The organism is Flavobacterium piscis (assembly GCF_001686925.1).
Taxonomy (GTDB): domain Bacteria; phylum Bacteroidota; class Bacteroidia; order Flavobacteriales; family Flavobacteriaceae; genus Flavobacterium; species Flavobacterium piscis.
Window position 1 is genome coordinate 940518 of sequence record NZ_LVEN01000027.1, and the last position, 25378, is coordinate 965895.

21 protein-coding genes and 1 tRNA gene are annotated in these 25378 nt (G+C 32.8%); 13 read left to right on the plus strand and 9 right to left on the minus strand.

Going from position 1 to position 25378, the window contains the following annotated elements; all coding sequences use genetic code 11:
* Nucleotides 1-252 precede the first annotated feature (252 nt).
* Nucleotides 253-510, plus strand: a complete 258-nt coding sequence (locus FLP_RS14495) for a hypothetical protein (protein ID WP_065450188.1) — start codon at nucleotides 253-255, stop codon at nucleotides 508-510.
* Nucleotides 511-637: 127 nt separating this feature from the next.
* Here the strand turns inward: FLP_RS14495 and lepB are convergent, their stop codons facing one another.
* Nucleotides 638-2245, minus strand: a complete 1608-nt coding sequence (gene lepB, locus FLP_RS14500; RefSeq protein WP_065450189.1) for a signal peptidase I — start codon at nucleotides 2243-2245, stop codon at nucleotides 638-640.
* Nucleotides 2246-2567: 322 nt separating this feature from the next.
* On the opposite strand from lepB, the gene FLP_RS14505 reads away from it, so the two are divergent.
* The 3 genes from FLP_RS14505 (at nucleotide 2568) to FLP_RS25165 (ending at nucleotide 5340) form a co-directional block, all read left to right on the plus strand.
* Entirely contained in the window at nucleotides 2568-3596 is a 1029-nt protein-coding gene (locus tag FLP_RS14505) for a helix-turn-helix domain-containing protein (protein WP_065450190.1), read from the plus strand.
* A gap of 103 nt (nucleotides 3597-3699) precedes the next feature.
* Entirely contained in the window at nucleotides 3700-4158 is a 459-nt protein-coding gene (locus FLP_RS14510; protein ID WP_065450191.1) for a nuclear transport factor 2 family protein, read from the plus strand.
* Between the two features lie 45 nt (nucleotides 4159-4203).
* A complete protein-coding gene (locus tag FLP_RS25165) occupies nucleotides 4204-5340 on the plus strand; it encodes a nuclear transport factor 2 family protein (protein WP_083195878.1) in 1137 nt (378 codons plus the stop codon).
* A gap of 294 nt (nucleotides 5341-5634) precedes the next feature.
* On the opposite strand, the gene FLP_RS14520 is transcribed toward FLP_RS25165, so the two are convergent.
* Nucleotides 5635-6717: a ligand-binding sensor domain-containing protein gene (locus FLP_RS14520; protein ID WP_065450192.1), complete on the minus strand. Its 1083-nt coding sequence runs from the start codon at nucleotides 6715-6717 to the stop codon at nucleotides 5635-5637.
* Between the two features lie 151 nt (nucleotides 6718-6868).
* The gene (locus tag FLP_RS14525; protein WP_065450193.1) at nucleotides 6869-7225 is read right to left on the minus strand and encodes a winged helix-turn-helix transcriptional regulator; all 357 of its coding nucleotides are present in this window, start codon (nucleotides 7223-7225) and stop codon (nucleotides 6869-6871) included.
* A gap of 136 nt (nucleotides 7226-7361) precedes the next feature.
* On the opposite strand from FLP_RS14525, the gene FLP_RS14530 reads away from it, so the two are divergent.
* Nucleotides 7362-8144 (plus strand): SDR family oxidoreductase, encoded by a 783-nt coding sequence (locus FLP_RS14530; RefSeq protein WP_065450194.1) that lies wholly within the window; start codon nucleotides 7362-7364, stop codon nucleotides 8142-8144.
* A 21-nt stretch (nucleotides 8145-8165) separates the two neighbouring features.
* Nucleotides 8166-8489 carry a nuclear transport factor 2 family protein gene (locus FLP_RS14535; RefSeq protein WP_065450195.1) on the plus strand — a complete coding sequence of 108 codons (324 nt, stop codon included), beginning with the start codon at nucleotides 8166-8168 and terminating at the stop codon, nucleotides 8487-8489.
* An 84-nt stretch (nucleotides 8490-8573) separates the two neighbouring features.
* On the opposite strand, the gene FLP_RS14540 is transcribed toward FLP_RS14535, so the two are convergent.
* Nucleotides 8574-8648 (minus strand) — tRNA-Val (locus FLP_RS14540).
* A 263-nt stretch (nucleotides 8649-8911) separates the two neighbouring features.
* Here FLP_RS14540 and FLP_RS14545 point away from each other — a divergent pair.
* Both FLP_RS14545 and FLP_RS14550 read left to right on the plus strand, forming a co-directional pair.
* Nucleotides 8912-10699: an ABC transporter ATP-binding protein gene (locus FLP_RS14545; protein WP_065450196.1), complete on the plus strand. Its 1788-nt coding sequence runs from the start codon at nucleotides 8912-8914 to the stop codon at nucleotides 10697-10699.
* Between the two features lie 38 nt (nucleotides 10700-10737).
* Nucleotides 10738-12045 carry a porin family protein gene (locus tag FLP_RS14550; protein ID WP_065450197.1) on the plus strand — a complete coding sequence of 436 codons (1308 nt, stop codon included), beginning with the start codon at nucleotides 10738-10740 and terminating at the stop codon, nucleotides 12043-12045.
* A 77-nt stretch (nucleotides 12046-12122) separates the two neighbouring features.
* Here FLP_RS14550 and FLP_RS14555 read toward each other — a convergent pair whose 3' ends face one another.
* The gene (locus FLP_RS14555; protein WP_065450198.1) at nucleotides 12123-13292 is read right to left on the minus strand and encodes a proline dehydrogenase family protein; all 1170 of its coding nucleotides are present in this window, start codon (nucleotides 13290-13292) and stop codon (nucleotides 12123-12125) included.
* A 270-nt stretch (nucleotides 13293-13562) separates the two neighbouring features.
* On the opposite strand from FLP_RS14555, the gene aroB reads away from it, so the two are divergent.
* The 5 genes from aroB (at nucleotide 13563) to recQ (ending at nucleotide 20284) form a co-directional block, all read left to right on the plus strand.
* Entirely contained in the window at nucleotides 13563-14630 is a 1068-nt protein-coding gene (gene aroB, locus FLP_RS14560) for a 3-dehydroquinate synthase (RefSeq protein ID WP_065450310.1), read from the plus strand.
* Between the two features lie 298 nt (nucleotides 14631-14928).
* Nucleotides 14929-16332 (plus strand): type III PLP-dependent enzyme domain-containing protein, encoded by a 1404-nt coding sequence (locus FLP_RS14565; RefSeq protein ID WP_065450199.1) that lies wholly within the window; start codon nucleotides 14929-14931, stop codon nucleotides 16330-16332.
* A 107-nt stretch (nucleotides 16333-16439) separates the two neighbouring features.
* Entirely contained in the window at nucleotides 16440-17408 is a 969-nt protein-coding gene (locus FLP_RS14570) for a deoxyhypusine synthase family protein (RefSeq protein WP_065450200.1), read from the plus strand.
* Between the two features lie 7 nt (nucleotides 17409-17415).
* On the plus strand, nucleotides 17416-17823 hold the full coding sequence (locus FLP_RS14575; RefSeq protein ID WP_065450201.1) for a DNA primase: 408 nt from the start codon (nucleotides 17416-17418) through the stop codon (nucleotides 17821-17823).
* A gap of 142 nt (nucleotides 17824-17965) precedes the next feature.
* Entirely contained in the window at nucleotides 17966-20284 is a 2319-nt protein-coding gene (recQ, locus tag FLP_RS14580; protein WP_065450202.1) for a DNA helicase RecQ, read from the plus strand.
* 107 nt (nucleotides 20285-20391) lie between these two features.
* Here the strand turns inward: recQ and FLP_RS14585 are convergent, their stop codons facing one another.
* The 4 genes from FLP_RS14585 to FLP_RS14600 form a co-directional block, all read right to left on the minus strand.
* Complete coding sequence (locus tag FLP_RS14585; RefSeq protein ID WP_065450203.1) at nucleotides 20392-20907, minus strand: DinB family protein; 516 nt, start codon at nucleotides 20905-20907, stop codon at nucleotides 20392-20394.
* Nucleotides 20908-20940: 33 nt separating this feature from the next.
* Nucleotides 20941-23526 (minus strand): phosphoenolpyruvate carboxylase, encoded by a 2586-nt coding sequence (locus tag FLP_RS14590; RefSeq protein ID WP_065450204.1) that lies wholly within the window; start codon nucleotides 23524-23526, stop codon nucleotides 20941-20943.
* Nucleotides 23527-23616: 90 nt separating this feature from the next.
* Nucleotides 23617-24096 carry an Lrp/AsnC family transcriptional regulator gene (locus FLP_RS14595; protein ID WP_008468989.1) on the minus strand — a complete coding sequence of 160 codons (480 nt, stop codon included), beginning with the start codon at nucleotides 24094-24096 and terminating at the stop codon, nucleotides 23617-23619.
* A gap of 77 nt (nucleotides 24097-24173) precedes the next feature.
* On the minus strand, nucleotides 24174-25328 hold the full coding sequence (locus FLP_RS14600) for a M14 family metallopeptidase (RefSeq protein WP_065450205.1): 1155 nt from the start codon (nucleotides 25326-25328) through the stop codon (nucleotides 24174-24176).
* Between the last annotated feature and the right edge of the window lie 50 nt (nucleotides 25329-25378).

The following is a 25378-nucleotide window of genomic DNA, read 5'->3' on the forward strand; positions in this document are numbered from 1 at the left end:
GCTTTTTTTGAATCACATTTATGCACAAAATCGAAAAGAAGTCCAGAAAAAATTTCGTCTCAAATTCAAAATAAGTCCCCAAACTAATCCAAAAAAAAATTATTATATTAGCCAAAAAGAAAGCTCTTTATTGTATAAATAGTATTTAATAAATTGAACTACTGTTGTTATATAGAATATAACAGAGTTTTAAATAAAAAACCAACAAAAAGACCAATCAAAATTTCCATAATAAATTAACCAAACCAACCTATGAAAAAAAATATTTACGAAGAATTAACAAACGAAAAATTAATAAAAAAAAGAGATTTATTCAAAGGTGTCTCGATAGGTTTTGGCGTTATTTTTTTATTAGCCATTGGCATTATAGTCTATATTTTAAGCGTAAAAGGGCTTAAAAACGTATCTATCGCCACATTTATCCCGATTTTTATTTTACCCATAACTTTTATTCCCATGTTGATCAATTTAAGTTTATTGAATAAAGAAATTAAATCAAGAAATCTATAACTAGTTTTGAAGATTTATTTCAATAAAAAACTCCAAAGTCATTACGATTTTGGAGTTTTATAATTTAGATTTGTTTCGAATAAATTGCTGGTTTTTATATGATTATTCTATAACGCATATAATCAAGCTATGCTTTTTGTTTTCTTTTTATTAGTTTATTCACCCCAATATAAAGAGCTAATACCAATAGAAAATGAATCAAATATGATTGAGGTTCACTGTCTCCGTTTACTACAGAGAAAACACGATTCCATCGTACTTTGTTAATGCCTTTGCCGTCTTTGTCCCAACTAAACCAGATAAATACAGGTTTGCCTATAACATGATCAAAAGGAACAAAACCCCAAAATCTGGCATCTAAAGAATTTTGGCGATTATCTCCCATCATCCAGTAATAATCTTGTTTAAAGGTATATGTCGTACTTACTTTTCCGTTTATAACAATATCATTGCCATGAACTTTCAGTGTGTTTTTTTCATATTCCTGTATAATTCGCTTGTAAAAAGGAAGCGTTTTAAGATCTAATTTTATAGTTTTTCCTTTCTGGGGAATATAAATAGGACCAAAATTATCTATATTCCAACCCAATGATGCAATATGAGGAAAAACGCCTCCATCTTCTCCCTTAGGTGTTAAATGTTTTTTAACTTCCTTTACAATGGGATTATTGGCTATTGCTGCCGCTTCCTTATCTGTTAAGGTCAGGAAATATTCCCCCGTATTTGTAAGTGCATAATCTCCATTTTCGTATTTCATACCTTCTCGAGCGCCATATCTATGCAAAAGAGCGTCCTGACTAATAGTTTGCCCTTTTGTATCTACAAGAAAATTATATTGTGCTTTTGCACTTTGTGGCAATTGATCTAATTTACCATTGATATAAATGTTTCCATCCCGAATTTCCAGAGAATCGCCAGGTATTCCAATACATCGTTTTACTAAGTTTGTTTTTTTATCAATTGGTTTGTAATAGTTTCTGTCCGGTTTGAAGTTGTCCATATCACGCAGTGTATCTGCAGGCTGATTAAAAACTACAATCTCATTGCGTTTGATCTTTTCTAAAGCAGGAAATCTAAAATAAGGTAATTGAAGCTTGTTTAATAATGATGTTTCTTTTTTTGTAAAATCATCATTAAACAAATATGATTTTAAACCCGTAAGCGGAATAGAATCATGAACCATAGGCAATGCTACAGTCGTCATAGGAGTTCTGGCACCAAAATTAATTTTACTAACAAACAAAAAATCTCCCGTATACAATGTTTTTTCTAATGATGAAGACGGAATCGTAAAGGGTTGTATAATATAGGTATGAACCAGTGTGGCTACAATAATAGCAAACAAAAGAGAGCCAATGGTATCTTCGGTATTTGTTTTAGGCTGTAAATCCCTGTTCTCAATATAAGTTAATTTTTCAGCAGTATAGTTTAAAAAAGTAATATAGAATCCTAAGGTTAGCAAAACCAATACAATATCGAGTGTCGAGTTTTTTCCAAAACTTTTAATAGTTTCTATCCAGATTAAAGGAATCATCAGGAGATTGATGATAGGAACAAAAAGCAAGAAAACCCACCAACGCGGACGATTTATAATTTTCATTAAAATTACTAAATTATAAATGGGTATAAAGGCTTCTAAAGGCTTTCTGCCGGCTTTTGCATACAGTTTCCAGGTAGATAATCCGTGAATAATCTGCATGATAAAAATAAAAAAGAGCCATTGTAATACATTCATATTTTAAGTTTTATTAGTTATTTTGTTTTACTGATATGATATATGTAGTCTTTTGCTTAATTTGTTACACAATCATTCCGTAAAAGGATAAATAAAAATTGGAGAGCTTATTTACTTTTCTTAAAAGAGTGTTATTTAATAATATGCAGAAAAAATATTCTGAAACTTCTATTCTAAATGTATTTTAATTGAATAATGCTGAAAAGCTATTTCAAATTCAATCAAAAAAAGTAAAGAAAACGTAGTGAAAAAAAATCTTATATTCGCCTTACGTTTATCCGGATTTTAATTAGATCAATAGAAAAATTAATTAAACAAAATAATGATAGAGTCAAACCAGTTGCTTTTCTTTTTTAGTGCTTTAGGAGCTTTTAATGGTTTTATACTTTCGATCTATTTTGCTATTAATGCTAAAAAGAAAAATTTTACCAACTATTTTTTATCCTTACTCCTACTGGTTTTAAGTGTCAGAATCGTTAAATCGATTTTTTTTTATTTTAATCCGCATTTGTCTAATATTTTTATTCAAATTGGACTTTCTGCCTGCGTTCTGATTGGCCCGTTTCTTTTTTTATATCTAAAATCATATAAAGTTGAAAAATTAAACTGGACCAAACATGTCGTGTACTATTTATTAGTAATCACCATTTTAGGGATTTTTTATCCTTATGTTGAGCATCGGGCAATTTGGAGTAAATGGATTGTATGCGCCATATATTCACAATGGTTCATTTATATTATTTTGTCCTTAAAATACCTTCGCTCTATTTTTCTAAAAATCAAAGAAAAAGAAACCTTAAAAAGAATAGATATATGGTTTCTTAGTATTTATTTTGGCGTTGCATTTATATGGTTAGCTTATAGTATGGCAGCCTATACTTCTTACATTGTTGGAGCTCTATCCTTTACGTTTGTTTTGTATTTAATTGTTTTGCTTTTAGTTTTTAAAACAAATAGCGAATCGACTTTTTTTAATGAAAAAGAGAAATACAAAAACAAGGTAATTGACAAGGAAACATTGAATCTAATAGGTCAAAAACTATCAGTAATAGTTGAAAAAGAACTATTTCTTAATCCTAATTTTAGTCTAGAAGAAGCCGCAAAAGAACTAAAATTAACCAAGCATATTCTTTCTCAATATGTGAATGAAGTATTAGGCAAATCCTTCTCCAGCCTTATAAAAGAATACAGAATAGACAAAGCAAAAAAGTTATTAGAAACCGAAACGAATTATACGATCGAAAATTTAGGTTACGATAGTGGTTTTAATTCGAAATCGGCCTTTTTTACTGCATTTAAAAAAACAACTGGCTTAACCCCTGCAGAATATCAAAAAACTTACTTTAAATGAGTTTGATATTATAAAATCAGAGTTCTAATTTATAAATTAAAACCTTTAAAAGATTCATATACCTGAAGTTTGTTCTCATTATTAATAACTTAAAATTTTAAAAATGAGAAAAGTGTTTTTGTTTATTTCCGTTATTCTTTTATCTTTTACTGTAAATGCTCAGGTAAGTGACACTACAAACGACCTGGCTTTGATCGAAAAAACAATCAATCTATATTTAGAAGGGCAAGCTACGGGAGATTCCATCAAAGTAGGTTCGTCATTTCATGATACCTGGCAATTAAAATATTTTGCTGATGATAAAGTGAATGTTGTAACTAAATCGAAATATATTACTGGCTTCCAAAAACACGACAGACCCAAGAATTGGTCGGCTCGAACTGTATTTGTCGATATAACAAACAATGTGGCCGTTGCAAAAGTAGAAATCAGTACTGCAACACTATTATTTACAGATTACTTTCATTTCATGAAAACCAATCAGGGTTGGCTAATTGTAGATAAAATTTCGGCCAGAACACCTCATAAAACCGTAGAGGCAACAGTCGCTAAAGCAAAATAATACTTACCTGTTTCTTCAATTCAAAACCTTATAATTTTTCAGTAAATGAATAAAATAATAATCGTATTACTTGTTCTTGCAGGTTTACAGCCTGTAGTTACAAATGCGCAAAATAAGATCTTGTTTGTAACCTCCAATCAGGATTTTTATGGAAACACTAAAATTCCAACGGCGAATCATTTCGAAGAAATTGTCATTCCGTACGATATATTTACAAAAGCCGGATATACAGTTGATTTTATAAGTCCTAAAGGTGGTGCTATCCCTGTTGGTTATATTAATACATCAGATCCTTTGCAAAAAAAATATTTGTACGACGGTTGGTTTATGGATAAATTGGAGCGTACTAAGAAACCCGCTGAAATCATAACCGAAGACTATTCGGCGATTTTTTATAGCGGCGGTGGTGCCGCAATGTTCGGGGTTGCAGATGACCTTACGATTCAGAAAATCGCAAAAAGTATTTACAGCAAAAACGGTGTTATTGCTGCAATTTGCCACGGAACTGCCGGAATTATCAATTTGAAGGATGAAAAGAAAAATTCGCTATACGCAGGAAAAAAAATTACAGGATATCCCGATCTTTTCGAAAATAAAGAAGCCGAATATTATAAAGCATTTCCGTTCTCGATAGACAAAGAAATTACACGTAATGAGGGGAAATTTGTGTATTCTGATCAAGGTGGAGATGCATTTTATATTGTTGACGGAAGGTTTGTAACCGGGCAAAATCCAAGTTCTGGTGTAAATGTGGCAAATGAGGTGATCAAAATTTTAAATTCTAATTCTAAAAGCACTAATACTTTTGCTTTAAGCGATTTAGAACAAATTACAGAAATATTACTCGACTATATTGAAGGAACGGCAAACGGGCAACCCGAAAGGTTACGCAAAGCTTTTGATCCTAATTTTAATTTATACACTGTGGCAAAAGATACTTTATGGATACGTTCAGGAGAACAATATATTTCTAATATAAAAACTGGAGAAAAGACAAACAGAATTGGAAGCATTGTTTCTATTGATATTGAAAAAGATACTGCAATAGCAAAAGCAGAAATCGTAATACCGAATCAGCGAATTTTTACCGATTATTTTTTAATCCTTAAATATCAGAGGAATTGGAAAATAGTACATAAAAGTTATTCCTGGAGGGAATTACCAAAAACAGAAAAGACATAAATGTATTACAAAGTAGAAATCAGATCAAAAAACTTCTTACTTATTTAAGGAGTTTTTTGTTATTCCTAAAAGCTATTTATTAGCTTATTTATACTAGCTTAGACATAAATTCTGAATAATTTATAAAGAGTTATTTTTTATTTTTAGAACCGTACAAATGGTAAATGGGGCTATAAGGAATATTCTGAAGAAAGCTATGAAAACGAAAAAGAAGTTGGCAGAATGAAACAACTTGAACTTGGTAAAATGTAATTGAAAATCTTAGCAGATTTAAATTTATCTATCATTAACCATTTAAAACTTTCTTTTAAAAGAAACACCATTGAATCGATATACACCACTCGGGCTTGCTCCTCCAAGCCACAATTCGCCTTTTTTGCTTTTATATACAACCCAAATATGGTTGCTCTCTACTCCATCCTCTTTACTGAAATTTTTCACAGACTTACCATCGTATCTCCATACACCAGATCCTACAGTCCCAAACCAAATATTCCCTAGTTTATCCTCTCCAATAGAAAAAACTTTCTCAAGAGAATTGCCTTTGGTTTCCTCCTTGATCAGTTTTTGCTGCTTGGTGAAATTGATTACTTTTTTTCCGTCATATTTCAAGACACCAATTCCATTATTACCTATCCAAAGATTTCCCTTGCTGTCTGCCATTATGCTGCGGGCATGCAAATGTCCTGTTTGATCATTTAGCTCTAAAGAGGCATCATCTATTAATTTAAAATCTGAGCCATTATACCCAATCACAGCACCAAAAGTCCCAAACCACAGCGTTCCGTTTTTACTTCTCACAAAATTTGTTGAAATTGAATAATGATTCTCGTGTCCCGCTTTTGTTGTAACGGGCAGTGTGCGATACGAAAGTTGTTTCCCGTCATACTGATACACGCCCGGATTACCTTCAAGTTTATTGTAGGATTCTATTGCATCACCTTTAAACCAAAGGTCAGTGTCGTTTATTTTCCATTCCTCTTTTGAATTATAATTTCGTTCTTTGTAAATGGTCATTTTGTGCCCGTCGTACGTGCTTAATCCTTTGCCACATTCAAACCAGATAATGCCATTCTTATCTTCATAAATATTCCTGACCTGATTATGACTTAATCCGTTTTTTGTGGTAAAATATTGGAGTTTCCCATTATGAAGCAAACTCACTCCTTCGTTGTAACTGCCAAACCAGATATTTCCTTTGCTATCTTCTAATATGGAACGAATTCCGGAGGTGTATTTTAATCTTATAGAATCAGTTTTATTTTCAATTGTTTGAATCTGATTTGATTTGTTTTGATTATTACAAGAGATTGTTACTACAATAAGAAATGTATATAAAACATTGAATATGTTTTGTTTGTGTAGATTTCTTCTCATATTAAATGTGATTTTTCTAAGTGATTCTGGTCAATATATAGTACTTATTGATTTTCCTTACGTAATGTACCGCAAAGTTTTAAAAGAAAGCAAAGAGATTTATTTTTTGAAACATAAAAAAATGAACTGTTGCATTTTGGAATAAAAAATATTAATCTAAACGTTTTAAAATAACGGATCGTAAACGCTCTTCATGCTCATCTCCCCAATTTCCAATGGCTGAAATTACAGGAATTAGTGTTTTCCCAAAATCTGTCAGACTATATTCGACTTTAGGAGGCACAACTGGGTAAATAATTTTTGAAACAAGCTCATGTTCCTCTAATTCCTTCAGCTGAATATTTAAAACCCTGCGGGATGCATCCGGTATTTTACGCTGCAATTCACTTGGCCTTTTATGGCCTTCATTGATAAACCAAAGCAAACGTATTTTCCATTTGCCATAAAGCACTTCACCAATAAGATCAAGTCCACAATTTAAGTTCGGTATTGTTTTTCTCTCATACATATTACAAAAGTAAACCTATCTGCCAATTTTTGCAATAGGGGAAAAATTTATCCCTATATGAATCGTAACTCCGTACTTGTGAGGAAGTAACATACTTCCGAGATTTGTACAATAGAAATTAAAAATACGACATAACATGGATTATCAAAATGAATTATCAGGGAAGATTGCCTTAGTAACTGGAGGCACAAAAGGAACTGGAAGAGCCATTGCAAAAAGGCTGCTGCAAGCTGGGGCGACGGTTATTATCACTGCAAGAAATGCACCGGAAGAGGAAAACAGCAAGCTACATTTTATTCCGTCCGACTTGAGTAAAGCAGAAGGAACACAAAAAGTTGTCAGCGAAGTACTATCTGCTTACGGAAGGCTTGATATTTTGGTGAACAATCTTGGTTCTTCAACAACACCTGCCGGTGGCTTTACTGCATTATCTGATGAAGATTGGGAATCAACCCTACAGGCCAATTTGCTTGCTCCGGTTCGACTTGACAGGGGATTTTTACCTCAAATGATAGATCGAAAAAACGGAGTTATTATTCATATAGCTTCTATCCAGGGAATGCTGCCACTATATGACTCCACCTTGCCTTATGCGGCTGCAAAAGCAGGTTTAAGAAACTATAGTAAAAGTTTATCAAATGAAGTTTCGCCTAAAGGTATTCGGGTACTGACTGTTTCTCCCGGATGGATCAATACAGGAGCATCGAAAGCCTGGTTGGCCGAGATTGCAAGAAACGCCAATAGCACGGTAGAAGAAGCACAGCAAGGTGTAATGGATGCATTGGGCGGAATACCATACGGCAGACCTGCTGAGCCGGAAGAAGTAGCTGAATTGGTTGGTTTTCTTGTTTCTCCGAGAGCCAGTTATTTATCAGGAACTGAATATGTAATCGATGGCGGTACTGTACCAACAATTTAATAATCTTTAAAAATAATAACAATGAACTTACCAAAAGTATTAACAGACTTGATTAAAGCACAGAACGAATTTGATGCCGTGACGTATGCCAATTTGTTTTCAAAAAATGCAGTAGTGTTTGACGAAGGTAAAACGCATAATGGGAGACTTGAAATAGAGCGTTGGATCGATCACTCAAACAAGAATTACCAATCAGTGATGAAACCACTGGAATATACCCAAAACGGCACAACTAGCATCTTAACTGCAGAATGTGCAGGAACATTTCCAGGAAGCCCTATCGCGCTAAAATTTCACTTTGATATTGTTGATGGGCAAATTCAGCATTTAAAAGTAACAGATTAAACATAAAAGATAGTGTGACTGTTTACTATAAGTTATGTAAACGACAAAAGCCATTGGATTCCAATGGCTTTGTTTGTCTTTGTGTGGGCGATGAGGGGTTCGAACCCCCGACCCCCTCGGTGTAAACGAGGTGCTCTGAACCAGCTGAGCTAATCGCCCTATTTTACTAGGTTGCTATCGTTTGTGATTGCGAGTGCAAATATACAGCTAGATTTTGTATTTGCAAGCCTTTTTATAAAAAAAATGAAATAAATTTTAATGCTTGTATTTAGTAATCTATTTTTCAGCTTTTTAAAAAAGAAATAAAATTTGTGATTGCTGCACATTTAGTTAAAAACACAAATCAACACCCCTAATTTATAATATTGTTTTGTGTTCACTTGCTATAATCCTATATTTGCGTACCTTAATTGTATACTCAAATGGCAAGATTTAAAGAAAATGATTTACCAAAATCAAAAATTACCGCTACTTCACTTAACAAAGCAACCATAATATTCAAATACGCCGGAAAACACCAATGGAAATTTTATGTTGGATTGTTTTTCTTGTTACTTACAGGAGCCACTGCCCTCGCCTTTCCTAAATTAATGGGAATGTTGATTGATTGTGTCAAAAACAAAAATAACGATCAGGCCAACCAAATTGCATTGGGATTAATCGTAATCCTGTTTCTACAATCTTTCTGCTCTTTCTTCAGATTATCATTATTTGTGAATTTTACCGAAAATACATTAGCAAACCTGCGTTTGTCCTTATACACCAATTTAGTTAAGTTGCCAATGACTTTCTTTTCTCAAAAAAGAGTTGGAGAACTAAACAGCCGCATTAGTGCAGATATTACACAAATTCAGGATACATTAACATCAACAATTGCAGAGTTCTTACGTCAATTCATACTTATTATTGGTGGCGTTATTTTATTGGCTACAGAAAGTTTTAAATTAACTTTATTAATGTTAGCCGTAGTTCCTCTTGTAGCGGTTGCCGCAGTAATCTTTGGTCGTTTTATTAGAAAATATTCTAAACAAGTACAAGATCAGGTGGCAGAGAGCCAGGTTATCGTAGAAGAAACCATGCAGGGAATTAGTATTGTAAAAGCTTTTGCCAACGAATGGTATGAAGTTGCACGTTACAAAGGCAAAATCAGCGAAGTGGTAAAACTCGCAATCAAAGGCGGCAAATACCGTGGTTATTTTGCCTCTTTTATCATTTTCTGTTTGTTTGGTGCCATCGTAGCCGTAGTTTGGTACGGTGTACGTTTAAGCATTGCCGGCGAAATGAGCGTAGGACAATTGATTTCATTTGTATTGTATTCTACATTTGTAGGAGCTTCTTTTGGAGGAATTGCCGAATTATATGCACAAATTCAAAAAGCAATTGGTGCTACCGAAAGAGTTTTTGAATTATTAGAAGAAACTCCTGAAAAAATAAATGCAACGCAAAATGGAGAACCTTTAGAAAAAATCAAAGGAAATGTTTCTTTCAAAAACGTCGCTTTTAGCTATCCTTCAAGAAAGGAAGTACAAGTTTTAAAAGATGTAAACTTCACTGCCGAATTCGGACAGAAAATTGCCATTGTAGGCCCAAGTGGAGCAGGAAAATCAACTATATCTTCTTTATTATTGCGTTTTTATGATATTGAGTCAGGAGAAATTACGGTTGACGGAAAAAATATTTACGATTATGATTTAGAAAATCTTCGTGGAAATATGAGTATCGTTCCTCAGGACGTTATTTTATTTGGAGGAACCATCAAAGAAAATATTGCATACGGAAAACCAGATGCAACCGATGAAGAGATTATGCTGGCTGCAAAACAGGCCAATGCTTTGAATTTTGTTGAAGGTTTCCCAGAGAAATTTGAAACAGTTGTAGGGGAACGCGGTGTAAAATTATCAGGAGGTCAACGTCAGCGTATTGCGATTGCGAGAGCGTTGCTTAAAAACCCAAGTATTTTAATATTAGATGAGGCGACATCATCATTAGATAGTGAAAGCGAAAAATTAGTTCAGGAAGCATTAGAAGTACTAATGAAAGGAAGAACAAGTATTATTATCGCTCACCGACTTTCGACTATTAGAAATGCTGATAAAATTTTAGTTTTAGATAATGGAAAAATAACCGAAGAGGGTACACATCAGGAATTAATAAACCTTGAAAACGGTACTTATAAAAACCTAAGTAATCTTCAGTTTAACAACTATTAATAAACTAAAAGCCTATAATTAATTTTAAACATAACTAAATGCCACATCTAAGACTCGCCCTGATTTTATTATTTGTTATCCTAAACGCCATAAGTGTACTTGCCCAGGAAAAACCTTTTAACGTTGTAAACATCAGTCCTGACGGCTCAAAATACATTAAATTTGGAATGAATCTCCAGGTTTGGGGAAGATACGCCGAATTAAACGAAGGCAGTAAAATTGGTACAAATGAAGTTAGTGACACTTACGACATTGTGATCAGGCGTTTGCGTTTACAGGCAATGGGAATGATTACAGATAATATTTTCTTTCATTTACAATTAGGTCAGAATAATATTAATTTCACACAGAATAATGGTCCTTCAAATGCGCCAATTTCTGTTATGGATGCTTTAGGAGAATATCATTTTAATAAAAGCCTTCATATTGGTGGTGGTTTAACGGCCTGGGGAGCCGGAACAACCCGTTATTCAGCAAACAGCTCCTCTTCTCAGCTTACATTAGATACACCAATGTATCAGCAATTCATTAATACATCATCAACTTTCGGGAATAGAAATTTAAGTATTTACGCGAAAGGAGATCTGGGAAAATTTAATTATCGTGCGGCAATTACCAATCCGTATCGAAATGCAAACAATAATCTTGGACTGAATTCAACCTTAAGCACCGAAACACCAAGAGCACAATATTCCGGAATTTTAACGTACTCTTTCTTAGATAAAGAATCAATTGAAGATGCTTATCATAAAGGAACTTATTTAGGAACCAAAAAAGTTTTTAATGTAGCATTAGGTTATCTGACACAGGCCAAAGCTATGTGGTATTTAACACCAGATGCAACTGTAGCATACGATGATATGAACGTTTTAGGTTTTGATGTTTTTTATGACAGTCCAATTAACGCTAATGGCGCAGCTCTAACAGCATATGCTGCCTTTAACAACAATAATTACGGTAAAAACTATATACAGTCTGTTAATACTCCAAATCCCGCTATTGGTGATAATACTCTTATTAATGGATCCGGCGCTGGATTTATAGGTGTAGGAACGGGAAATATATATTACGCCCAACTAGGATATCTTTTCGGAAAATCAGATAATGAAGCAAAAAAAGGGCGTTTTCAGCCTTATGCAGCCATACAAATTGCTGATTTAGAAGCCTTAGATACACCAATGACGATGTATGAATTGGGTGTTAATTATTATACAACCGGAACTTTGGGACCAAAATTTAGTTTAAATTACCAAAACAGAGCTGTTTATGACAAAACACTTATTGGCGCATACAAACAAAGCGATCGTTTAGGAATGGTAGTTTTACAATGCCAGGTTTCTTTCTAAAAGAGCTTAAAAATTTCAATAAAAAAAACTCCATTTGCAACGCAAATGGAGTTTTTTTATATAGTAAAATCTAAAATCTACTTCCCTTTTCTACGTTTGCGTTCTGCTTTAATCATAGACAATTCGCGGCTTGTTTGTCCTGCAACCGAAGTATTTTCTTCAGCTCGGCGAATCAGGTACGGCATAACATCTTTTACAGGGCCAAATGGCAAATATTTAGCTACATTATAACCGTTTTCGGCAAGGTTATAACTAATATTATCGCTCATTCCGTACAATTGTCCAAACCAGATTTTATTATCGTTTTTGGCAATTCCTTTTTCCTGCATCATTTCCATCAATTTATAAGAACTCAATTCATTATGAGTCCCTGCAAAAATTGACATGATTTCTAAATGCTCTAACATATAGTGAACAGCAGCATCATAATTAATATCTGTAGCTTCTTTAGAAACACAAATAGGCGAAACATAATTTTTCTCTTCCGCTCTTTTGTTTTCTTTTTCCATATAAGCGCCACGAACCAATTTCATTCCAATAAAGAAACCTTCTTTTTTGGCAATTTCATGCAGGTTTTTCAAATAATCCAAACGATCCCAACGGTACATTTGTAAAGTATTAAAAACAATCGCTTTTTCTTTATTGTATTTGCGCATCATATCAGTAACCAAATCATCAGCAGCATCCTGCATCCAGCTTTCTTCACCATCAATCAATAAAGCAACATCTTTTCTGTGCGCCTCACCGCAAACATGATCAAAACGCGCTACTACTCTATCCCACTCAGCTTGTTCTGCCGGAGTCAACGTTTGTTTTTCTCCTAGTTTTTCATACAATTCAAAACGACCAAAACCTGTTGGCTTAAATACAGCAAACGGAATCGCCAAACGTTCTTTAGCAAATTCAATAGTTTTTAAGGTCATTTCTAAAGCAGCATCAAACTGCTCTTCTTCTTCTTTTCCTTCAACCGAATAATCCAATACCGATGAAACACCTTTTGTAAACATTTTATCTACAACAGTGATACAATCATTCTCGTTTACACCACCACAAAAATGGTCAAAAACAGTTGCACGAATTAATCCTTCTACCGGAAGATTTGCTTTTATGGCAAAATTGGTAACAGCAGTTCCTATTCGTACTAAGGGTTGGCTGTCGATCATTTTAAAAAGAAAATAAGCTCTATCTAGTTCAGTATCGCTTTTTAACGAAAATGCAACTTGAGTGTTATCGAATATTTTTTCCATTAAGGTCAGTTTTTTGTGCAAATATAGATAGAGTTTTGAATATTATTTACTAAAACATAGCATAATTTTTAATATCGATAACAAAATTATGTAATACCTTAATTTATTAAGTAAGAGTTTACGTTATTATGAAATATTGGTTTTAAAAAATTAAAAACAAATACCTAAACCTTAAATAGAATCATTCATTTTAAAACAAATAAGAACAAAAGTTTGAATATTATTTCCTTAAAAATGCCTTATTTTGCGTTTTCAATTAACTACACAAATATGCAATCTATTCAAGCTAATAATTATCTCGTACATTTTAACCAAAATGCCTACGAAGCCCTAAATAATCATTTAAAAGAAAATAAATACTCTAATTTGTTTATTATAGTTGATAATGAGACAAATGAGCATTGTTTGCCAAAATTTTTGCCTTTACTTGAAACCGATTTAACAATAGAAATTATTGAATTCGAATCTGGAGAAATCAATAAAAATATAGAAACTTGTATTGAAATCTGGAAAGTACTTACAGAACTTGGTGCCGACAGAAAATCGCTTGTTATTAATCTTGGTGGTGGTGTTGTAACAGATCTTGGCGGATTTGTAGCTTCGACTTTCAAACGTGGACTAGATTTTATAAACATTCCTACTACTTTATTATCCATGGTTGATGCTTCTGTGGGAGGCAAAACCGGAGTTGACCTAGGAAATCTCAAAAATCAGATTGGCGTTATCAACGTTCCTCAAATGGTATTAATTGATACTGATTACCTTGAAACTTTACCGCAAAGCGAAATGCGTTCTGGTTTGGCCGAAATGCTAAAACATGGACTAATATATGATTCTGCTTACTGGAAGCAATTTTTAGATCTTAAAGCTATCGATTTTGCCGATTTTGATGCATTAATTTATCGCTCTGTAGAAATTAAAAATGATATTGTAATTCAGGATCCAACTGAAAAAAATATTCGTAAAGCATTGAATTTTGGTCACACTTTAGGTCACGCTATCGAAGGTTACTTTTTAGAAAGCCAAACCAAAACAACGTTGTTACACGGTGAAGCCATTGCGATTGGAATGATTTTAGAAAGTTATATTTCATTGCATAAAAACTTAATTACAGCAGAAGAATATACCGAAATTAAAACGGCAATAAAGAGTATCTATGATGATGTAAAAATCGAAGAAAATGACATCGATCCGATCCTTGAATTACTGATTCACGACAAAAAAAATGAGTACGGTTTGATTCAATTTGCATTAATTGAAGGAATCGGGAAAATAAAAATTAATCAATCCGTTGAAAATAAATTGATTCTAGACGCGTTTCAAGATTATAAATCTTAAAGTTTTTTTAATAAAAAGCTTTGCTTTAGGTATATATTATTTTTTACATTTGCCACGATGAAAACAAACAAAAAACAAAGACAATTTAGTTCTTATAGAAATCGGCTCAATAGTTCCTTACTAAGGATGTTGAACCGTTTTTATAATAGTAAAAGTCCGCTTTGTTTTGATGTTTTTCAATATTCGAAAGCAGAACACGAAAAACTGCAGATTGTATTTGCGAATATTAGGGTTTGAATTTTAGATTTAGCACAGTTCACTAAATTAAAAAATTACAATTCTAAACATCGAAAACTAAATGAATACAAAATATTCTGATCTAATTAATCAAACTTACTATTTTCCACAAACGGAATTTAAATTAAACAAAGACAATCTTCAATTTCACAACATCGATTTGATGAAATTGGTTGAACAATACGGTACGCCATTAAAATTCACCTATTTACCTCAAATTTCTGAAAATATCAATAAAGCGAAAGCCTGGTTCAGAAAATCGATGGAAAAAAACAAATACGAAGCAAAATACTATTATTGCTATTGTACAAAAAGCTCTCATTTTGAATATATTATGAATGAAGCTTTTAAAAACAACATTCATGTAGAAACTTCATCTGCTTTTGATATTAATATTGTAGAGAATTTGTTGGAAAATGGTAAAATCAATAAGAGTACGTATGTAATTTGTAATGGTTTTAAAAGAGATGAATATATTACCAACATTGCACGACTAATCAATAACGGACATAAAAACACTATTCCGATTATTGATAATTATGAAGAATTAGATTTGCTTCAGGCTGAAATTAAAGGAAAATTCAAAATTGGAATTCGTATTGCAGCCGAAGAAGAACCTAAATTTGAGTTCTATACTTCAAGATTAGGTATTGGATACAAAAACATAGTTTCTTTCTATAAAAAACAAATTCAGGAAAATGATAAACTGGAGTTGAAAATGCTTCACTTCTTTATCAATACAGGAATTAATGATACAGCATATTACTGGAATGAATTAGTAAAATGTATCAAAGTATACATTGCACTTAAAAAAGAATGCCCTACTCTGGATGGTTTGAACATTGGAGGTGGTTTTCCTATCAAAAATTCATTGGCTTTCGAGTACGATTACCAATACATGATTGATGAAATTATCAATCAGATTAAAATAGCATGTGATGAAGCTGAAGTTGATGTTCCGAATATCTTTACTGAATTTGGATCATTTACAGTAGGTGAAAGCGGTGGCGCAATCTATCAGATTTTGTATCAAAAACAACAAAATGATAGAGAAAAATGGAATATGATCGATTCGTCTTTTATTACTACTTTGCCGGATACTTGGGCTATAAACAAACGTTTTATTATGCTGGCGGTCAATCGTTGGAATGATACTTACGAACGGGTTTTATTAGGAGGTTTGACTTGTGATAGTGACGATTATTACAACTCAGAGCAAAATATGAACGCCATTTATTTGCCTAAATACAACAAAGAAAAGCCATTATATATTGGTTTCTTTAATACTGGTGCATATCAGGAAACCATTGGAGGTTACGGTGGATTACATCACTGTTTGATTCCGCAGCCTAAACATATTTTAATAGATCGTGACGAAAATGGCATTTTAGCTACCGAAGTTTTCTCAGAACAACAAACTTCTGACGATGTATTGAAGATTTTAGGGTACACTAAAAAAGTATAAAAAAAAACCTGTAAATTAAATGTTAATATCCATAAAATTATTAATTTGCAGTATCATCTAAAAGGTTAAACTTTTAATTCAAAAAAAACAAAAAAAACAAAAAAAAAATGAAAGGACCTATCAGTCAGTTTATTGAAAAACATTATTTACATTTTAACTCTGCTTCGTTGGTTGATGCTGCAAAAGCATACGAACAACAATTGGCAAATGGTGCGAAAATGATGGTAAGTATGGCTGGCGCTATGAGTACAGCAGAAATTGGTAAAATTTTTGCCGAAATAATTAGACAAGATAAAGTACAGATTATTTCATGTACCGGAGCCAATCTGGAAGAAGATATCATGAATTTAGTAGCACACTCTCACTACGAAAGAGTGCCTAACTATCGTGATTTAACACCTGAGGACGAATGGGCTTTACTTGAAAGAGGACTAAACCGTGTTACAGATACTTGTATTCCTGAACATGAAGCATTTCGTCGTTTGCAAAAACACATTTATAAAATCTGGAAAGATGCTGATGACAAAGGAGAACGTTATTTTCCGCATGAATTCATGTATAAAATGTTGTTATCTGGTGTTTTAGAAGAATATTACGAAATAGATTTAAAAGATAGCTGGATGTATGCAGCTGCAGAGAAAAACTTACCTATTATTGTACCGGGATGGGAAGATAGTACAATGGGAAACATCTTTGCTTCATACGTAATCAAAGGTGATTTGAAGGCTTCTACCATGAAATCGGGAATCGAATATATGGTTTTCCTTTCTGATTGGTATCCAAAAAACAGCACTAACGGAATTGGATTTTTCCAAATTGGTGGTGGTATTGCGGGAGATTTTCCTATTTGTGTGGTACCAATGTTATATCAGGATATGGAAATGCATGATATTCCGTTTTGGAGTTATTTCTGTCAGATTTCAGATTCAACAACTAGTTACGGATCATATTCCGGAGCAGTTCCAAACGAGAAAATCACTTGGGGTAAATTAGATATTAAAACTCCAAAATTTATTATTGAGTCGGATGCTACAATTGTTGCTCCGTTAATTTTTGCTTACTTATTAGATTTATAGGATATTTATGAAAAGAGTTATAGTAGACTACGCTAAACTTACCAACGAAATTTTAAACCTTTTGGTTGAAAAATTTCCTGATGGTTATGATGATTCGGATGTAATCCGTTTTAGAAATGCTAAAAACGAATTGATCGAAGCTGTTGAAGTTCGTACTGAAGACACTATTTATTTAGTAAAAATTAGTACAAAACTTGCTGACAGGATTGAGAATTACGATGAGGATGATGATATCGATCTTGATGTTGATACAATCGAACCAGTAAAAGGTCTTGATCTTGATGATGATAGTGATGATGACGATGACGATGATGCAATAGACAAACCGGATACTGATGGCGGAGATGATGATGACGATGAAGACAAAGATCCAGATGATATTGCTGATGAAGATGATGAAGACGACGAAGATTAATTTTCATCTTTCAAAATAAAAAAAAAGGAACTCTATTCGGGTTCCTTTTTTTTATAATTGTTCAAAATCTTGTTTTTAAATATAAGAAAAATATTATATTTAAACTTTTTATTATATTTAAAAATCAGTAAATATCAGCCTTATGAATTCAGAAATTTTACACGCCAAACTAAAAGAGAATTTCGGTTTTGAAAAATTCAGACCCAATCAGGAAACGATTATTAATACCATACTTTCCGGCCAGGATACTTTGGCAATAATGCCTACAGGTGGAGGAAAATCCATTTGTTTTCAGTTGCCTGCTTTGGTTTTACCCGGAATTACGATTGTTATTTCTCCTTTAATAGCCCTGATGAAAGACCAGGTGGACAGTTTGAAAACCAACGGAATTAATGCGTGCTATATTAATAGCAGTCAATCTAGTGAAGAGCAGCAATTTTATATTGATAATTTAAAATCAAACAAATTTAAACTCGTTTATATAGCACCTGAAAGTTTATCTTACCTTGATGTTGTTTTTAATGAACTGACAGTTAGTTTAATTGCAATTGATGAAGCGCATTGTATTTCATCGTGGGGACATGATTTTCGTCCGGCTTATACCAATTTAGGGTATTTAAAAAGCCGCTTCCCTTCTACCCCTGTTCTGGCTTTGACAGCAACAGCCGATAAAGCTACGCGAACAGATATTACAAAACAATTAAATTTAAGAAACCCAAAAACTTTTGTAGCTTCTTTTGATCGAAAAAATTTAAGTCTCGAAGTTCGTCCGGCATTAGATCGTGTAAAGCAAATAATAGATTTTGTAGAAAATAAACCCAATGAATCGGGAATTGTGTATTGTTTAAGCCGAAAAACGACTGAAGAATTGGCGTTGAAACTTCAAAAAAATGGTGTTAAAGCGAAAGCATATCACGCAGGTTTAGAAAATAAACTTCGTGCAAAAACGCAAGACGAATTTATAAACGACGATTGCCAGGTAGTTTGCGCTACTATCGCTTTCGGGATGGGAATTGACAAATCAAACGTGCGCTGGGTGATTCATTATAATTTGCCTAAAAATATCGAAGGTTATTATCAGGAAATTGGCCGTGCTGGTCGTGACGGATTACCTGCCGAAACTGTTTTGTTTGAAAGTTACGCCGATGTAATTCAGCTCCAGAAATTTGCATCAGAAGGATTGAACTCAGATGTTCAGCTGGCAAAGCTGGAAAGGATGAAACAATATGCCGATGCTTTGAGTTGTAGAAGAAAAATTTTACTCTCCTATTTTGGCGAACTCGTGAAAGAGAATTGCGGAAACTGCGATATTTGCAAAAATCCTCCAACTTTTTTCGATGGTACGATTCTCGCGCAAAAAGCATTGTCGGCTATTAGTCGTTTGCAGGAATCTGAGCCTTTGGCTGTAATTGTAGATTTTTTGCGCGGCTCGAGAAACGCGTATATCTACGAAAAAAATTATCAAAGCTTAAAAACGTACGGAATTGGCGCTGACATTTCATGGTACGACTGGAATCAATATTTAATTCAGCTAATAAACTTAGGATATTGCGAAATTGCTTTTCATCAGCATAATAAAATTCTATTAACTCCTTTTGCAAGGAAAGTTTTATTTGAAGGCGAAAAAGTAAAACTGAATACTGTTGTTAAAAAAGTAGTTGATAAAACAGAGATTAAAGAAACAAAAACTAAAGCGGCCAAAAGTTCGCTTTTTGAGATTCTTCGTAAATTACGTTATGAAATTGCCAAAGACGAAGAAGTTCCAGCCTATGTTATTTTTAGTGATGCCGCGCTTAGACATATGGAAACTTTACGCCCTATGAGTGATGAAGAATTTCTGGCAATTGATGGTGTTGGTAAAGTAAAACTGGAAAAATACGGTCAGGAATTTATAGATGCCATTGTGTATTATGAAAATGCAAAAAAAACAATAGCAAAAGCTAAAAAAGAAGGTAACACTTACAAAACAACTTTAGAGATGTTCGAAAATGGCAATACAGTAGCGGAAATTGCAGTAAAACGAAATCTGGGGCAAACGACTATTGTTTCGCATCTGGCTAAATTGTATGTTGATGGAAATAATATCGATTTAACTCAGTTTGTAACTCATGACGAAGTGAAACTACTTCATAAAGCACAAGTTGAATTAGAATATCCGACTGCTTTAAGGCCTTACTATGAATATTTTGAAGAAAAAATGTCTTATGACAAAATTAGATTTGGACTAGCTTTTCTTGAAAGGCACAAAAATGACGATGAAAAGTTAAAAATTAAAGCTTATTCATTGGATGAAAAAAGATTAGAAAATCCTGAAGCCTATAAAAAATGGAGTTCAATGGAAGATTCAGATCTTGTTCATCATTTTTATCAAGGAAAGAAAGTAAAAGAAATAGCGCTTTTGTTAGGAAGAAATGAAGGCGCAATAAACTCCAGATTGAAAAAATTAGAATTGAAAAAATAACTTTCTCATTTTTTTCATTTGCGACTTAATAGATATTATAAATCCTCTCCAAAATAAAAATCCTGTGAAAGAAACTTCACAGGATTTTTTTATCATTAAGTAAGCTGTTATAAATATCTTTCCTGAAAAACATTTTGATGATGTTTTTGATGACCGATAATTACATATCCTAAAGCCCGAGCTGAAATCTGATGCGTTGAAGCAGTTCCAATTCGTTTAAGTTGTTCTTCAGATAAGCTTTTGTAAAACAATAAGGTTGAATGTCTTACTGCTGAAAATTCAGTTAGTAATTCCTGAATGCTCCTTCCGTTTGCATAAGTATTATCTACATAATCATTTTCTTCAAATCCAGGCAAAGCTGTTTTATCATTTCTTGAAAAACGCAAAGCGCGATACCCAAAGATACGCTCACAATCTATTAAATGCTGAATAATGTCTTTGATAGTCCATTTACCTTCAGCATAGCGATAATCAAATTTATCCAATGGAATATTTTGAACAAAGCGGATAAAATCATGAAGCGAAATTTCTAATTCTTCGATCAGGTTAATTTCTCCAGCTTCTCGAACGTAATTAGCAAAAGGACCTGAATATTCTGTTTCTAACAAATGATTTGAATTCATGTTTATAATTTTTTCGTAATTCTTAAATCGAAATTATGCTGAGTTTCTGCTCGCATTAGTATTTCCAAAAAGTGATCTGGTTACAATTTTTTCGTATACTTTTATCAACTCTTCATCAACCTCATTTTCTTTATTCAATTCATTAATTCTTAACAAAGCATATTGCTGTATAGTCAACAATGGCAACACAATACGTTCTCTTACCTGAATTGACGCTATACCATCAGGATAATTTTCCATAAGTGTTTTATGTCCCGCAATTTTAAGTAATAAACGTTTTGTTTCCTGAAATTCATCATAAATAATTTGCCAGAATTCACCAAATTCAGGATCGTTTCTCATGTAAGCTGTTAATGGTAAAAATGATTTAGCCAATGACATCATACTGTTTTCCAGCAATGTTTTAAAGAATAACGAATTGTGGTACAAATCGTGAACTTTATCCCATTGTCCTGATTCTTCAAAATGTTTTAAGGCAGAACCTACACCAAAAAATCCAGGTACATTTTGCTTCAATTGACTCCATGAACCTACGAAAGGAATCGCTCTTAAGTCTGCAAAGTCTAATGATTCAGACTTACTTCTTTTCGAAGGACGGCTTCCAATATTTGTTTTAGAGTAATACTTTAACGTACTCATTTTCTCTAAATATGGGATGAATTTTGGATGATTTTTAAAACTTAAATATTTCTCGTAACCTAAATCAGCCAATTGTGTTAAAATCTGAGTTTCGTCTGCGCTTAACTCGTTTTTCTCTTTACTAAATACCTGATTGGTAACACCGGCAGTCAATAAATTTTCAATATTATAACGGCAAGAATCCATAGTTCCAAAATTAGAACTAATTGTTTGTCCCTGAACGGTAATCTGAATTTCGTTATTTTCTATCTTTGGTCCTAAAGAAGCATAGAATTTATGCGTTTTTCCTCCACCACGAGCCGGAGGTCCGCCGCGTCCGTCAAAGAAAATCGCTTTGATGCCATATTTCCTTGATATTTCGGTTAAAGCAATTTTAGCCTGGTAAATACTCCAGTTGGCCATTAAGTAACCGCCATCTTTAGTTCCGTCAGAGAAACCTAACATGATGGTTTGCTTGTTTCCTCTTTCCAGCAAATGTTTTGAATATTCAGGATTAGTATACAATTGCTCCATAATATGATGTGCATTTTGCAAATCATCAACAGATTCAAAAAGTGGAATAATGTCCACAGTTGGATTTTCCCAATTGTTCAAACGAATCATGGCAAAAGTTTCCATTACATTTAGTGCACTTTCGTTATTACTAATAATATAACGATTCGCCCCAAACTCACCATTTGCTTTCTGAATGGTTTTTATAGCTTGAACAGATTCTAAAGTAGATCTCGTAATTTCATTCTCAAAATCAGCAGGGTTTAATTCCCCTTTAACTTTAGATAAAACAACTAATTTTTCATCTTCAGATAATTCGAAATAATTAGACGGAAATATTGAAGAACCCGAATTTAAATAATGGTTTACTACATCTTTAAATACTGCATCATGAATTTTACTGTTCTGACGAATATCCAAACTTGCAAAATGGAAACCGAAAAGATTAATTTTTACCAAAAATGCTTCCAGATCATCTAAATAAAGTGATTGATGTTTTTCGATAATAATATCACGAATAAGGTTTAATTGCGTTAGTAGTTCTTCTAAAGTAATATAAATTTCACCTTTAGAATAAAAAACAGAACGATAAAGTTTATATTCAAGTTCGGCTACTAAAGTATCTACTCCTGAGAACGTTAACTTGCGTTTTAGATTCCTCATTTCGATGTAATAACATTTTAATATCGAAGTGCGTAAACGTTCCGCAACTTTTAGGGTAATTTCTGTAGTAACAAATGGATTTCCGTCACGATCTCCTCCTGGCCAAAAACCAAGTTTTATTAATTGATTCTGAATAGCATTTCCCTGAAGAATATTCTTTTGCAAATAATGAACAATTTCTCCGGAAGTAGCATAAAAAACATTCTCTAAATACCAGATCAAACTAACCGCTTCATCATAAGGATTTGGTTTTTCGTTCTGTATAAAGGGAGTTTTTCCTAACTGCGCCAGTAATTCTTTGATTTTTAATAGATCATTTAAACGAATTGCTTCTGTCAAGTCATTAATAATTCCTAAAACAGGTCCAGGATAAAATTGAGTTGGATGCGCTGTTAGAACTGTTCTGACATTAAAATTTTCTAAAAATTCAATCAATTCATCATCTTTCTCCTTGGCATCTGATTTTTCTTTAATATCACGCAAAGATCCGCGGCCTTCCATGTTGTTAACTTCCGGGAAAGCAGCATCTTCAATAGCGTCAAATAATACAATTTGTCGCTCTGTGTATTGAATAAATCGAAACATTAAATCGATCTTATCTTTTTCAGTTGCATTGTTTAAATAGCGATTAGAGAAAAAATCGAATATTTCTTTTGGAGTTTCTTGTTTTTTAAATCCCGTTTCGCATGTTTCTGTAAACAAAGGAAGTAAAGCACCCGTATTGTCTATAGAATCAAAAGGCAATGTTATAAATACACTATTATAAATGTGGTATTTTGAAAGAACATCTTGATTAAAACGTTCTATTTTAGGTAACGTGTACATAATCTATTGTAGTTGGTGGTTAATTAGTCATAAAAAAACCTCAAGAATAAACTTGAGGTTATATTTTAATATAGCATTCAAGAGAAAAAATTACATATTTTTAAAAATAGTATGCATCAAACGTTTCTTATCGTTGATACTTTCTTCTAATGAGATCATAGTTTCTGTTCTGTAAACACCATCGATATCATCGATCATGAAGATAACTTCTTTTGCGTGCTTAGTATCTTTTGCTCTAATTTTGCAAAAGATATTGAATTTTCCTGTCGTTACAGAAGCCACTGTTACGAACGGAATTTGATTGATTCGCTCTAATACAAATTTAGTTTGAGACGTATTGTTTAGGAACACACCTACATATGCAATAAATGAATATCCTAATTTATCGTAATCTAAAGCCAATGAAGAACCCATTATTATTCCTGCGTCTTCCATTTTCTTAACCCTAACATGCACTGTACCAGCAGATATCAATAGTTTTTTTGCAATGTCAGTAAACGGAACTCTCGTATTGTCTATTAACATATCTAAAATCTGGTGATCTACTTCATCTAAACGAAATTTACTCATAATTCTTTAATTAATATTACTAATTGCTATTACAAAGTATAAAAATATATATAAAAAACAACAAATTCACATAAAAATTAACTTTTTATCAATCCGTTAACAAATTTAACATTTTTATTTAAATAAAAATCTGCTTTTTGATTTGATTTCGGAAAATTACTAAAGTCATCGGAATAAACTGCTCCTTCAGCATCATATTCGTAATGTCCAAAATAATTTTCCAATTCGCCCGCTTCAACTATGTAAGCGTTAAAATGAATCTTATTTTCAATCAATTCTTCTTTGTATTGTGCGACAAAATTCGTAATAATTTCGATACCATCATAATTTATTTTGATATTTTTATACATAAAATCATAAAAAACCACTTTATTTTGTGAAATATTCAAATAATCATTAATTCTATTATCAACTAAATCGTTTTCGCTAATGATTTTAAAACTTGAAAAAAGTGAGAAAAATAAGAACTTTCGGGTAATTTCTCGTTCGTAATCATCAGGAAAATGACCTGCTTCGAATAAAATAGTTGGCGCTCCCAAAAACTGAAATGTATCTCCTATACAATTGATATTAAACGAATCATCAAAGCGGCCAACCTGTCCCGGAATATACTCTTGCAGTACATCATTAATTCCCGCAATAACATTAATTGCTTTTAAGCGATTCTCATTCACTTCTCTTTCTTCATTATAAGAAGGTGCTAAAAATGAAACAGTTGCAGGTTTTCCTGTGTCTCCTGCGCCAAATATAGTGCGCTGATCATGCAGGTTAAAGCAATAATGAGGTTTAAAACGCTCGAAAACATCTCGTAAAACCTTGCTTTCTGGCTGAGTAAGGTTTTGAGAATCTCTGTTTAAGTCAATTTTATTAGCATTTTCTCTTGTATAAAGTCGTGCACCATCCGGATTTAAAATAGGAATACAGTAAAAGGTAAACGTATTAAGCATTTTCTCTGCAATCTCAGATCCGCTGTTTACAACATTGATAAAGTCAAACAAGGCTTTTGTTGTAGTGCTTTCATTTCCGTGCATTTGTGACCAAAGGTAAATGCGGGTTGCTCCGGTCCCAATTTGGTAACTATATATAGGTTCGTCTAAAACTGATCTTCCAATTATTTGTACTTGATTATTTGTATTTAATTTATCTAATAATGGTTTAATACGATCTAATGTCAGATAACGACCTTCTATTGTTTTCTCTTTGTAGTGGCTAAATAATTCTTCTAAATTCATTGTCTTTTGATTAGTTTACAAAAGTAAACATCTTTATTTTTACATTTGTA